Source organism: Spirochaeta thermophila DSM 6192 (genome assembly GCF_000147075.1).
Taxonomy (GTDB): Bacteria; Spirochaetota; Spirochaetia; order Winmispirales; family Winmispiraceae; genus Winmispira; species Winmispira thermophila_A.
The window spans coordinates 1,990,775-2,003,984 of sequence record NC_014484.1; the positions used below are offsets into that span (position 1 = coordinate 1,990,775).

Annotated in this window: 11 protein-coding genes; 2 read left to right on the forward strand and 9 right to left on the reverse strand. The window is 65.0% G+C overall.

Annotated features, from left to right (window positions below):
- Window positions 1-52: 52 nt before the first annotated feature.
- The 7 genes from STHERM_RS09070 to cysS form a co-directional block, all read right to left on the reverse strand.
- Window positions 53-2,701 carry a valine--tRNA ligase gene (locus tag STHERM_RS09070; RefSeq protein WP_013314594.1) on the reverse strand — a complete coding sequence of 883 codons (2,649 nt, stop codon included), beginning with the start codon at window positions 2,699-2,701 and terminating at the stop codon, window positions 53-55.
- Window positions 2,702-2,843: 142 nt separating this feature from the next.
- Entirely contained in the window at window positions 2,844-4,082 is a 1,239-nt protein-coding gene (locus STHERM_RS09075; protein ID WP_013314595.1) for a Crp/Fnr family transcriptional regulator, read from the reverse strand.
- Window positions 4,083-4,354: 272 nt separating this feature from the next.
- Entirely contained in the window at window positions 4,355-5,926 is a 1,572-nt protein-coding gene (locus STHERM_RS09080) for a transglutaminase domain-containing protein (RefSeq protein WP_013314596.1), read from the reverse strand.
- On the reverse strand, window positions 5,926-6,471 hold the full coding sequence (locus tag STHERM_RS09085; RefSeq protein WP_237223258.1) for a hypothetical protein: 546 nt from the start codon (window positions 6,469-6,471) through the stop codon (window positions 5,926-5,928). Before STHERM_RS09085 ends, STHERM_RS09080 begins: the two co-directional genes overlap by 1 nt.
- A gap of 2 nt (window positions 6,472-6,473) precedes the next feature.
- Window positions 6,474-6,968, reverse strand: coding sequence for a hypothetical protein (locus STHERM_RS09090; protein WP_013314598.1), 495 nt, complete (start codon window positions 6,966-6,968; stop codon window positions 6,474-6,476).
- On the reverse strand, window positions 6,965-7,477 hold the full coding sequence (locus tag STHERM_RS09095; RefSeq protein WP_013314599.1) for an RNA polymerase sigma factor: 513 nt from the start codon (window positions 7,475-7,477) through the stop codon (window positions 6,965-6,967). Before STHERM_RS09095 ends, STHERM_RS09090 begins: the two co-directional genes overlap by 4 nt.
- 36 nt (window positions 7,478-7,513) lie before the next feature.
- Window positions 7,514-8,926 (reverse strand): cysteine--tRNA ligase, encoded by a 1,413-nt coding sequence (gene cysS, locus STHERM_RS09100; protein WP_041623521.1) that lies wholly within the window; start codon window positions 8,924-8,926, stop codon window positions 7,514-7,516.
- A gap of 48 nt (window positions 8,927-8,974) precedes the next feature.
- Between cysS and murB the strand changes: the two genes are divergently transcribed.
- A complete protein-coding gene (murB, locus tag STHERM_RS09105) occupies window positions 8,975-9,922 on the forward strand; it encodes a UDP-N-acetylmuramate dehydrogenase (protein ID WP_041623523.1) in 948 nt (315 codons plus the stop codon).
- On the opposite strand, the gene STHERM_RS12575 is transcribed toward murB, so the two are convergent.
- Window positions 9,919-10,437 carry a hypothetical protein gene (locus STHERM_RS12575; RefSeq protein WP_041623525.1) on the reverse strand — a complete coding sequence of 173 codons (519 nt, stop codon included), beginning with the start codon at window positions 10,435-10,437 and terminating at the stop codon, window positions 9,919-9,921. The two genes, murB and STHERM_RS12575, sit on opposite strands and share 4 nt — an antisense overlap.
- Before the next feature lie 49 nt (window positions 10,438-10,486).
- Window positions 10,487-11,059, reverse strand: a complete 573-nt coding sequence (locus tag STHERM_RS12580) for a hypothetical protein (RefSeq protein ID WP_162467032.1) — start codon at window positions 11,057-11,059, stop codon at window positions 10,487-10,489.
- A gap of 145 nt (window positions 11,060-11,204) precedes the next feature.
- Between STHERM_RS12580 and STHERM_RS09120 the strand changes: the two genes are divergently transcribed.
- Window positions 11,205-13,178, forward strand: coding sequence for a PEGA domain-containing protein (locus STHERM_RS09120; RefSeq protein ID WP_013314602.1), 1,974 nt, complete (start codon window positions 11,205-11,207; stop codon window positions 13,176-13,178).
- Window positions 13,179-13,210 lie beyond the last annotated feature (32 nt).

Sequence of the window (13,210 nt, forward strand, 5' to 3'; positions counted from 1 at the left end):
CGAAGAGAGGGAGGCGTAGGCCTCCCTCTTCCTGTCCCCTCCTTCCAAGGAGTCAGCCCTTGAGCAGGGCCTCGTACTCCCGAAGCTTGGCGATCTGCTCGGCGAGATCCTTCTGTTTTGCCCGCTCCCCCTCCACCACCTGGGGGTGAGCCTTCTCCACGAAGTGGGGATTGGCGAGCTTCTTCTCCACCTTTTCGAGCACCCCCTGCAGCTTCGCGATCTTCTTCTCAAGGCGCTCTATCTCCCTGGGCACGTCGATGAGGTCTCGTATGTAGGAGTAGACCTCGAAGCCCTTGCCCACCACGACCACCGCCCCGTCCCGGGCAGGCGGCTCCTCCTGTATCGCGAGATCCTCGATGTTCATGAGGAGCTTCATGAGGTCATCGTGCGCCTCCAGGTAGGCACGGAGCCTCTCGTCATCGGAGCGCACCACCACCCGGAACTTCACCGACGGCGGGATAGTGAACTGGCTTCGGAGCGAGCGTACCCCCCGCACCACCTCCTGGAGCACGGCATAGGAGGCCTCGGCTGCAGGATCGTCCCACTCCTCCCGCGGCTCGGGGAAGGGGGCGAGGATGAGCAGGCCCTCGGTGGTGGGGAGCTTCTGGTAGAGCTCTTCCGTGACAAAGGGGAGGAAGGGATGCAAGAGCTTGAGCGCCTGCTCGAGGACGAACAGGAGGAGGGAGACCACCCGGTCCTTCTCCCGCTCGTCATCCCCGTTGAGGGAACGCTTGGCGCTCTCGATGTACCAGTCACAGAAGTCGCTCCAGAAGAACTCGTACGCGGTCTGGGCCGCCTCGTTGAAGCGGTAGGTCTCGAGCGCATCCCTCACCGTGCGGATGGTCTGGTTGAGGCGGTGGAGGATCCACCTGTCCACGTCGGTGGTCTCTATCTCTTCGAACGGGATGAGGGTGCGCCCCTCCAGGTTCATGAGGATGAACCTGGAGGCATTCCATATCTTGTTGGCAAAGTGGGCCCCCACCTGGAAAGTCTCCTTGTCGAGGAGCACGTCCTGCCCCTGGGCGGCGAGGAAGGCGAGGGTGAACCTGAGGGCGTCGGCCCCGTACTCCTCCACGATCTCGAGCGGGTCGATCCCGTTCCCGAGGGACTTGGACATCTTGCGTCCCTGCTTGTCGCGCACAAGCCCGGTGATGTAGATGTCCCGGAACGGCACCTCGTGCATGAACTCGAGGCTCGCCATGATCATGCGGGCCACCCAGAAGAAGATGATGTCGTAGGCGGTGACCAGGGTGGTGGTGGGGAAGAACCGCTTGAGATCCTCGGTCTCCTCAGGCCAGCCCAACGTGGAGAAGGGCCAGAGCCACGAGGAGAACCAGGTGTCGAGCACATCCTCGTCCTGCCGAATCTTCGTACTGCCGCAGGAGGTACAGGAGGTGGGGTCCTCCCTGAGGACCATCTGGGCTCCGCAGTCGTCGCAGTACCAGACCGGGATCCGGTGTCCCCACCAGAGCTGGCGGCTTATGCACCAGTCGCGGATGTTCCTCAGCCAGTGGGTATAGGTGTTCTCCCACTTCCTGGGGAAGAACTGGATCTTCCCCTCCTCCCACGCCTTGAGTGCCTTCTGGGCCATGGTGTCCATCCGCACGAACCACTGCTCCGAGAGGTAGGGCTCCACAGGCACGTGGGTGCGGTAGCAGTGGCCCACCTGATGCACGTGGGGCTCCTCCTTCACGAGGAGGCCGAGCGCCTTGAGATCCTCCACCACCCGGGCGCGGGCCTCTTCCCGCGAGAGTCCCCGGTACTTCTCAGGCACGTGCTCGTTGAGCGTGGCATCGGGGTTGAAGATGTTGATGAACTCGAGATTGTGCCGCTTGCCTATCTCGAAGTCGTTGAAGTCGTGCGCAGGGGTGATCTTCACCACACCGGTTCCGAACTCAGGATCCACGTACTCGTCGGCGATCACCTTCACCCTGCGATTCACCAGGGGGACGATCACCTCCTTCCCCACGAGGTGCCGGTATCGCTCATCCCCTGGGTGGACCGCCACCGCGGTATCGCCCAGCATGGTCTCAGGCCGGGTGGTGGCGATCATCACCTTCTCCTCGCTGTCCGCCACCGGGTAGAGGATGTAGTAGAGCTTCCCCTGGACCTCCTTGTACTCCACCTCGTCGTCCGCGAGGGCGGTCTTGAGCCCCGGAGACCAGTTCACGAGATAGGTCCCCCGGTAGATGAGCCCCTTCTCGTAGAGTGAGACGAAGACCTCCCTCACTGCCCGCGAGAGCCCCTCATCGAGGGTGAACCGCTCCCGTGACCAGTCGCAGGAGGCTCCTATCTTCTTGAGTTGATTGATGATGATCTCCTTGTGCTCGAGGGCGTGCTGCCAGGTGATCTCCACGAACTTTTCCCGCCCGAGCGAGCGCGGATCCACTCCCTGGGCCCACAGCTTCCGTTCCACCACACTCTGGGTGGCGATACCCGCATGATCGGTGCCGGGGAGCCAAAGCGTGGGCTCTCCCTTCATCCTGTGGTAACGGATGAGGATGTCCTGCAGGGAATTGTTGAGCCCATGGCCCATATGGAGTACACCGGTCACATTCGGCGGCGGGATGACGATGACGAAGGGCTTCCCTACACCTTCCCGCGGCATGAAGGCACCCTGTTCCAGCCAGGTGGCATAGATGCGTTCTTCGAACTCTTTGGGGTTGTACACCTTCTCCAGCAGCACTTCCTTCTGCTTCATCATCTGCTCCTTCGACCTGCGTAGTGGGAGGTATGGTACCAGAATCGAGCTTCCCTCGCAAGGCGTAAGTCTTCACCAAGGAAGGTGTAAAAGGAGATGGAGAGGGATTGGCCAGGGCACGGGTCGACCTCGAGACGGTCCCTCAGAAGGCGTCTTGAGTCTTGATCCCCTTGCGCGCCCGCTCGATCCGTTCGATCTTCCTGTAGGACTTGGCCTGCTTCTCGAGCTCGGCCACGTCGCTCACCACGATCCTGTCGTCGAGGACTCGGATGATCTTGGAAGAGAGGATCTCCTGGAAGGCCCGCAGTCCCTTCTCCTGGGGGAGTCCCACCATGTTGACGAGCTCCCTGGGACCGAAATCGAAGGTGTAGGCAGTTCCGTCCCGGATGGAGACCCTCAGCTTTTCGAGGTGGATGAGCATCCCGTCGTAGAGTCTGGCGACAGGGTTGGTGAGGAGGGTGTTGGCGAGCTGCTTGTAGAGGAACCAGATCCGCTCGGCGAGCAGGGTGGTGAGCTTGGCGATGAGCTGGGGCTGGGTGCTCACCATCCGCTCGAAGTTCGCCTTGTTCACCACCAGGAGGGTGCAATCCTCGTGAGCGATGGCCGAGGCCGAGCGGGGCTTGTTCTCGAGGAGGGCCATCTCCCCGAATATATCGCCGGGCTTGAGCACCGCGAGGAGGACCTCCCTGTCGTTGACGATCTTGGTGATCCTCACCGAGCCCTTCTGTATCACGAAGAGCTCTTCGCCCGGCATGTTCTCGCAAAAGATCATGGTGTCCTTGGGGTAGGTGCGGGTGAGCCCCTCGGCGGGCTCGAGGAAGACCGGCCGGGCATAGGGTTTGATCTTCTCCATCCGCGCCTTCGCCTGTTCCACGTTCCGTCCCTGAGGGGCATACTTGAGGTACTGGTAGTAGGCGTAGTAGGCGATGGAGTACTGGTTCTGCCGTACGTAGTACTCACCCACCCTGAAGAGGTGCTCGAGATCGTACTCCTCTATGGTGTGCTTGAGGGTGAGCTGGGAGAGCTTCCTGTCGAGATGTCGCATCTGGCGTGAGAACTTCTCGATGATCTTGAGCGCCACCGGGGTGTTCCGCTCGATGAGGAGGTGGTAGTTGTCACGGTGCACGGCGATGAGCGAGACATCGGTGAGGGCCTGGGCCGTCTCGATGTGGCTGTGGCGTGACATCGTGGCCACCACACCGAAGAAGTCCCCCGGCCCGAGGATGTCCCCCCCCTCGTCGTCCACTACCGAGGTCTCCCTGGCGAGGCGCACCTGGCCCGAGCGGATGATGTAGAAGTAGTCGGCATCCTGCTTGCCTTCCACGATGATGTACGCGCCTTTCCGGAAGTTGACCAGGGAGAGCTGGAGTGGTTCAGCCATCGTTCATCCTGAGGAGAATGTTCTTACCACAGTATAGAAGCGTGCAATTTCCTTTGTCAATGAACATACCACTATCTATAATAGCACACGCCGGAGCGGATTTCACCATGGTGCGGGCACATGCCGCAATGCGGCCTGCCGCAGGAGGATCGTACCCGTCAGCCGCGGGGACCGTCGCTGCTCCCCTTGGGGGACACGCGGACATGCCAAGGGGACCCCGCCGAAGGCCAGAGGGATGGCTCCCCGCCGCCCCGAATCCCGCCCCGTACGGACTAGTAGACCCCCACCACTTCCACCGAGTAGGAGATCCGATCGAAGGAGACGCCCCGCCACTCGTGGCTCGCTCCCCAGAGGGCCGGAGCCTCCTCCGAGAGCGCGGCCTCACCTCCTGGTACGAGGCGTTCCGTGGAAGCGCCCTCCCTGAAGAGGAGCAGATGCTGGGCCGAAATCCCGCCGAGGAAGAACATCTCATCCTGTCCCCGGTATCCTTCGGGGATACGCACCACCCTCTGGATCGCCGTGGGGTCCACGGGCACCCATCCCATGCCGGGGAGCGCCGCCTCCACCCAGTAGTACCACCCGAGGTCTCCGCGCCCCTCCAGGAGCACCCCGCCCACGAGGCGCACGGGGAGCCCTGCCATGCGGCCGAGCTCCGCGAGGAGGCGGGCCTTTCCGAGGGAGGACCCCCTCCCGGCGGCGAGGACCTGGGCCGGCTCGCCCGGACCTCCAGGATCGTAGCCCACGACGTCCCGGACCCAGGTGAAGAGACGCCAGAGCCGCTCGTAGGCCGTCCCTGTGAGTTCTTCGAAGAGCCCTCCCAGCCGCTCGTCACCCGCATCGATGGCGCCGGAAGGCCTGGTATACGCCTCGTACGAGGAAACCTCCGCTTCCGAAAAGGAGAGATGAGGATCCACATCCTCTATCCACACAGGATACACGTCGCACACCACGGCCCGCTCGGCGATGAGGACCCCCGGTCCGGAGGAGAACCTGAAGGCGAGGCGCCGATCGTTCTGGAAAAAGGCGGGCGGCGTCTCCTCCACGTCCCTTATGTTCCGCTGCCAATGCGTGCGCAGGACCCGGGGAAGCCATGCCACCACCACACCCGCAGGTTGAAACCGCACTCCTTCCACCGTGGTCCGGAAGGTGAGGGCATAGGTGACCGCATCGCCGTACTCCCGCCTCCCCGGTGCGGTGTCGACTTCCACAAAGACCCCGCTCGAGCGCTCCTCACCCCTCGCGAGGAAGACCTCTCCCCCCGCCGCACCCTCCGGCATGCGGAAGACCACCTCCTCGTCGGTCCAGGAGATCACCTGATCGGTCGGCACCGGCAGGAACCGCGAGGCCTCGCCTTGTACCGCCGCCCTTCCCGCCCACGTCACGAAGACACGCCCTCCTTCCCTCAGCCGAGAGAGCCCGCCTCCCGAAACCCGTACGAGCTCACCTATCCTCACCCGGGCGGGTTCGGCCTCCGAGAGGACCGGCGAGGCGCTCTCCTCGTACACCACCGGGATCTCTTCCTTCACCGCGAAGAGGGCCCCGTTGCTCCTGCTCCCATCACGGGCCTCCACCACCACGAACCCGGACTCCACGTCCCTGGGAAGGACCACCTCCACCGCCCTCGGGCTCCACGACCGCACGTTCCGCCGGAGGATCTGTCTCCCCCCCACCCACACCTTGCCCGGCTCACCTCCGAACCCCCGACCCACGATGCGCACCACCTCCCCCGGCGAAGCCACCTCGGGCACGACCCGAACGATCCGCGGGGGCAAGGCGTCGACCACCCACATGAACACCGCACCCAACGTCACCGCTATGGAAAAGACCGCGAACGAGCGCAGCATCACCCCCCGTCCTCCCCCTGTCCCTCGGTTTCAGCCCCTTCCAGCGCATCATCGGCGGCCCCGCCCTGCGGCTCTTCATCGAGGGCTCCGTCCAGCCATATCTCCATCACGATGTGGTACACGTCGTTTCCCTGGACGTGCACGTCGGCGCGCCCCAGGGGGAAGAAGACCACCTTCTCTCCGATCTTGAGCGGGATCTCCTTCACCGTGGCCACGTACCTGAGTGCATCGCCCTCGTCCGCAGTCCACACCTGTCCCTCGGCGAGGATGAGATACGACCCGTCACTCCGCTCGAAGGGGGTGATACGTGCGAGGACCACCAGGTCCTTGCCCACGAGTTTTATGGTGACCGCCTTGCCGGGAAGGGTGGCCCGGGACCGGTGGACCTCCCACTCGAAATCCTCCACCCCCTCCAGTCGGGTAGCGATGTTCACCGTGACGACCCTCTCTATGGTGGAGAGGAGGTCCTCCACCCGGTCGTCCTGACCGAAGACCGGCATGAGGGAGACGGTGAGGAGCCATGCGACGAATATGCGCGTATGCATCGTCATCTTCCGGACGAGAGTCGTACGAAGACGGGGGTCCCGTATACCCTGGGAGAGGGAACAGGGGGAAGCTCAATCACGAGTTCGTCCTGTGAGGAATCACCCAACGCGCGGACCATCTCCCCACCCGGCTGGGCCGAGGGCAGGGGGACCACCGCCTGCTGCACCACATCCATGCCCGCCTGACCGCCCCACATCCCGAGGATGACCCCCAGGGAGAACCCTGCACCGGCAAGGGCGAAGACCACGAGCAAGGCGAAGACCGGCACGGGGAGGGCGATCCCCGCCACCCGGCGGGGCGCAGAGAGGGCCGCCTCCACCCTCCGGTACACGCGTGCTGCAGCCTCTTCCACCTCTTCCCTCCCGATCACCCAGGAGGAGAGGAAGGCGGAGAGGCGTCCGTAGGTCTGCAGTGCAGGATGCTCGAGCGGAGTCTCGTTCCCCTCCCGCATCCGATCGTACCTCTCGCTCATGGAGAGCCATTCCTTCTCGTTCATACCATCCCCCGGTCCTCAAGCAGCTCGGCGAGCCTGCGCCGGGCCCTGAAGATACGGATCTTCACGTTGGCTTCCGATATGCCGAGCGCCTTCGCGATCTCTTGATACGCGAAGCCCTCGTACTCCCTCAAGACGAGCGGCACCCTCAGGTTGTAGGGGAGCGCCATGATCGCATCCCTCACCATGCGGGAGTCCTCCTCCTTGAGGAGACGGGACTCCTCGCTCTCCTCGACCTTGGGCTGCTCCTTGAAGAGGCTGGTGAGCGCACGCCGCTCCCTCGTACGTCGCCGCTCGTGGTTGTAGGCGAGGTTGCGGGCCACGCGGATGAGCCAATAGGTGGCCTCGTCGGTATCCTGAATCTTGTGCATCCGAGGGTAATAGCGGATAAACGCCTCCTGACAGATCTCCTCTGCCACATGGCCGTCGCCCGTTATCCGGTAGACCACCCTGTAGAGTACGGGAAACGCATGCCGGTACACCCTGTCGAAAAGCCCGTCGTCATGATACATATACTACAACAACCCATGTCTCTGAAAGTTACACCTCTAGGTGGTCTTTCGTTTCCAGCGCGGCCCCTGGGGGGTATCCTCCACGATGATACCCCGACGCGCGAGTTCGTCACGAATCCTGTCGGCCTCGGCGAAGTTCCGCTGCTTCCGCAGCGCCTCGCGCCGCCGGACGAGCTCGAGGAGCTCGGGCTCGAGCGCATCGTCGGAGGCGATGGCCTCCGCAAGCGAGAGGCCGAGAATGCGGTCCATGGTCACCGCGAGCACGGCCCGTTCCTCGGGCGGGAGGGCTTCGTCCTTCAGCGCACGCCAGAGCACGGCGAGGGCACGCGGCGTGGCAAGATCGTCTCCTATCGCCTCCTCGAACTCACGCATGTAGGCCTCTCCCCGCTCTGAGAGCCGGGTCTGCTCCCACCCGTCCCTGGGATGAAGCCCGCTCAGGTGTTCAATGAGGTTCCGTCGTGCGTTCCTGGCCGCCTCCAGGGCCTCCCACGAGAAGAAGAGCTGGCTCCTATAGTGCGCCCCGAGGCAGAAGTACCGGTAATCGAGGGGGTGGAACCCCTCTTCCTCGAGGCCGGAGAGCGTGAGGAAGTTGCCCTTCGATTTGGACATCTTGCCGGAATCCATGACGAGGAACTCGGCGTGCAGCCAGTAGCGCACCCACGGGTGCTTCCCCGTCGCGCCCTCGCTCTGGGCGATCTCGTTGGTGTGGTGCACAGGGATATGATCCACTCCGCCGCAGTGGATGTCGAACTGTTCACCGAGGTACTTCATGCTCATGGCCGAGCACTCGAGGTGCCAGCCGGGATAGCCTCTCCCCCATGGGGAGTCCCACACCATGGCCTGGTGCTCGAACTTGGAACGGGTGAACCACAGGACGAAGTCCCGAGGACTGCGCTTGTGGGCATCCACCCCGACACGGGCACCGGCGCGAAGGTCCTGCTCGTCGAGCCGAGCCAGCTCTCCGTACCGGGGAAAGGTGGAGATGTCGTAGTACACATTGCCGCCTGCGAGGTAGGTGTGTCCCCGCTCCTCGAGCCGCTTCACCAGGTCGATCATCTCGGGGATGTGCTCCGTGGCCTTGCAGACGATTTCGGGCCGCTGGATGTTGAGTTTGTCCGTGTCCTCGAAAAAGGCCCTGGTGAAGAACTCGGCGATCTCCCACACGCTCATCCCCCGCTCGCGCGCGGCCTTGATCACCTTGTCCTCTCCTTCGTCGCCGTCGCTAGTGAGGTGGCCCACGTCGGTCACGTTCATCACGTGCACGAGCCGGTAGCCCGCATGGAGGAGGGTGCGCCTCAGGACATCCTCGAAGATGTAGGTGCGGAGGTTCCCGATGTGCGCATAGTTGTATACGGTGGGGCCGCAGGTGTACATCCCCACCTTGCCCGCCTCCCGAGGGACGAACGGCTCCTGGATCCTGCCCATGGTGTTGAAGAGCCTGAGTTCCATACCCGCTCCATTCTGGCGGTAGCGCCCGGTTTCTGCTAGGATGAAGTCGTGGATAAGGTACGGAAACTGGCGGAAAAAATCAACATAACGGGCTCGGTTCTGCTGGACGAGCCGATGGCCCGGCACACCTCGTTCCAGGTGGGAGGGCCCGCCGACCTCTTCGTGGTGCCGGAGGGCGGGGAGGAGTTCGTACGGGTGGTGCGGATGGTGAGGGAGGAGGGGCTGCCGCTCTTCGTCCTGGGCGGGGGCGCAAACATCCTGGTCTCCGATAGGGGGGTGCGGGGCGTGGTGGTGCACACGGGACGGGTGAGGGAGGCGGTGTGGGACGAGGAGGGGGCCTGGCTCGATGCAGGGGTGCGGATCGAGGACGCGGTGCTGGAGGCGGTGGAGCGGGGGATGGCAGGGCTCGAGGACTTCGCGTGGATGCCGGGGAGCGTGGGCGGGAGCGCCTACATGAACGCGCGGTGCTACGGCAGGTCGTTCTCGGACGTGATGAGCGCGTTCGAGGTGATAGACGAGGAGGGGCGGCTGGTGGAGAAGGAGGTGCGGGAGGAGGAGTTCGGCTACAAACGATCGCCCCTGCAGGGGAAGGGGTGGGTGCTCGTGCGCGCGCGGGTGCGGCTGGGGAAGGGGGAGCGGGAGGCGCTGGCACGGCGGGTGCGGGAGGTGCGGGCGGACAGGGAGGCGAAGGGTCACTTCGCCGCACCGTCGGCCGGGTCGGTCTTCAAGAACAACCGGGCCTTCGGCGCACCCACCGGCGTGCTCGTGGACAGGCTCGGGCTGCGGGGCTACAGGATAGGGGGGGCCCAGGTCTCACCCCTCCACGGCAACATCATCATCAACGCGGGTGGGGCCACCGCCACGGACATCCTCACCCTCATCCGATTCATCGAGGCAAAGGTCTACGATACCTGCGGCTACAGACTCGAACGTGAAGTCCTGCTCGTGGGCGAGTGGGACGAAGAGGACCTCACGCCTCCCTTCCCGCCTGCCTAGAACCGTTCGGAATACGAACATCCCAGCACCACCCCCACCGCCGGCACCTCCCCCGGCTCCCACCCCTCCCTCAACCCCACCCCGCCCCACACCTCCCCTCCGCCCACCTCCACCGTCACCCTCACCACCTCCCCCTCCTCCACCCCCTCACCCCACACCCACCCAAACCCCGCCTCCACCGGCCCCCACACCACCCCCCACCTCCCTCCCCACACCTCCCCCTCCCTCCACAGCCGCACCACACCCCCTCCCACCTCACCCTCCCCCCACTCCTGCTCCCCCTCTTCCCCCACCCACACCTCCCACCGCCCCCCTCCCACCCCCACCTTCCACTCCTCCCCCACCACCCCACCCGCCCCCGCCCACACCCCCTCCCCCAACCTCACCCCCCACCACACCCGCCTCCCCTCCCCCTCCCACTCCCCACCACACCCCACCCAGTCCCTCCCCCACACCCCCACCAGCCACACCCTCCCCCACCCCCACACCCACCTCCCCCGCCCCTCCCGTACCACCCCACCGGCCCCTCACCCGGCACCCCCCACCCCACCTCCCCATACCCCATCACCCCCCCGCCCTGCACCCACCCCGCACCCCGCCGTACACACCACCTCCCACCCCCACCACCGGCTCCTCCACCCACCACCCCTTCCCCCACTCCTCCCCCTCCCACCTCACCCGAACCCCCACCACCTCCACCCCACCCCCCTCCCCCCCCAACCCCAGCCACACCCCCCACGCCTCACCCTCCCCGTCCCACCACCCAACGCACCCCACACTCCCCCCCGGCACCCACACCGCCACCCCCTCCCTACCCACCGGCACCCTCGCCCCATCAAGCCGCACCGGCACCACACGCCGTATCCTCCCCTCATCCCACCCCCAACCGAACGGATTCCACAACGAGGCGAGGAGCCCCTCCCTCAGGAGCGGCCCCGCACACCCCACGGGACCCGCAACCCCCACCCTCCACCCGTCCCCCCACTCCCACACCCTCCCCCTCCACCCCCCCTCATCCACCCCCACCCGCACCCCGAACTCACCCCCCACATCCTGCCACACGGTGAGCGACCCCTCCCCCGCATACACCACGAGCACGACCCCCATCCACATGGGCACGAACCACCGGGAAGCCATCCTGCCCAGTAGGACACACAAACCCGCCACCCCACTTCACCACCCGCTCTTTTTTCCTTGAAAGAGCCTCCATATCGGGGTATAGTGTAAGGGATAGGACATGCACCTCCCCTGCTGGCCCACACCTCACCAGAAGGAGGTATCCATGCGAGTTCGGAACTCCCTCATCCCCCTGGTACTTCTCGTCGCAACCGCCCTCTCCTCGGCCCCCGTCACCATCGCCGTCCTCCCCGTAGAGGGCATCGGCGTACCCGAGGAACAGGCAGCCGCGGTCACCGACCTCCTCTACACCACCCTCACGGCCGTCCCCCTCTTCCAGGTGGTCGAACGGGCCAGACTCGAGGAGGTACTCACCGAACAGGAGATCCAGGTCTCGGGGCTCACGGGCGCCCAACAGGCCGTCCGCATCGGCAACCTCACCAACGCCCGCAAGGTCCTCATCGCCTCGCTCGCAGCCTACAAGACCTCCTATGTCGAGAGCATCCTCTCCGCGAGGGTGGTCGACGTGGAGAAGGGCACGGTGGAGGCCGCCGCGAGCGTGGAACTTTCCCCCACCACCTCGGTGGAAGAGGCCGCAGAGACCCTCGTCCGACGCCTCGTCGAGGCGATCCCCCTCTCCGTCACCGTGGCCGCGGTGGAAGGACGCACGGTCTACCTCTCCGCAGGCGAACAGGCCGGGCTCGTCCCGGGCCGGGTGGTCACGGTGGTGAAGACCAGGCCCATCACCGACGAGACAGGCGCCATCATCATGAGGGAAGAACGCCCCTATGCCCGGCTCCAGGTGGAGGAGGTCCAGCCGACCGGCGCCCGCGCCCTACTGGTGGAGGCAGAGGAGGAGCCCCAGGTCGGTGATACCGTGGTGCTCGAGGACAGACCCCTCGCGGAGGGCGCACCCCGGCTCGTGGTGAAGAGCATCCCCGAGGGGGCCATGGTCTACATCGACGGCACTTTTTCGGGCAAGACCCCCCTCACCCTCAAGGGCCTGTCCCCCGGCACCCATCAGGTGGAGATACGCGCCCCGGGTTACAAACCCTATGCGGGAAAAGTCCGGCTTGCAGAGGGCCAGCAGGCGGTGATCGAGCGCGAACTCGTCGCCGAGGTACAGGTGGAAGACCTCCTCCGCATAGGCAAGCTCCCCAGGGAGAAGACCGATCCCTCCACCGCACTCACCAGAGGCATCATCCCGGGAGGCGGCCTGGTCTACGACGGCTACACCAACCTGGGCCTCATGGCAGGAGGAGCCACCCTCATCCAGGCAGCGATAAGCGGGATCTTCCTCTCCAACCTCCTCGACGATGAGTCGCCACCCGACCACGAACCCTACAACCTCATCTCCGGCATCACCCTGGGAGCCTCGGCCCTCACCCTCTACCTCTACTCCCTCATGGACGGCGCCCTCACCGCCGACGACGACTACCTCTACCCCACCTACGCCGAGCTCGTGGTCTCGGGAGACGCCCACCACGTCTTTCAGACCCAGACGGCAGACCCCAACAGCTCGCAGACCTTCAACCAAGCCATGGCCGACGGGATTTCGAACACCTCCTGGTTCTTCGTGATCGCCCTCAGGTTCAGGGCGTCCAAGTACCAGTTCGGCCTCGAGATCGACGCCTCACAGGAGGAGGTGATGATGGGGTTCTCCTCCGCCTACCTCCTCCCCCTCTCGGAAGACCTCTCGCTCGGGGCGCAGGTGACCTTCAAGGGCAACTTCACCGACCCCTCCGACGTGGACCTTTCCCAGACCGACCCCTCCGAGCTCGCCCCCTCACCCCCGGGCGGGATCACGGCCATCGGCGCACTCCTCGCCCTCTCCTCCCCTCACGTGGAACTCGACCTCTTCCTCTCGCCCTACGCGGTGGGCACGTGCTACGGTGTGTTCCACAACCCCTCCTGGAGCACGTGGACCTACAACGAGACGCGCTTCCTCCCCTACGGGTACGGCGGTTCGGTGGGCCTCAGTCTCTTCCCCTCACTCCGCGCCGGCATCCACCTCTGGGCCGAGGCCTACTCCTTCACACGGGGAGAGGAGACCCCTGTGGAAGGCTCAGAGAACCCCTCGTATGTGGACGGGCTGCGATTCATACGAGGAGGAGCGGGGCTCGTGTACCGCTTCATGTGAGGCCCCGTAGCGAAGTCTCTCGATAATCTTTG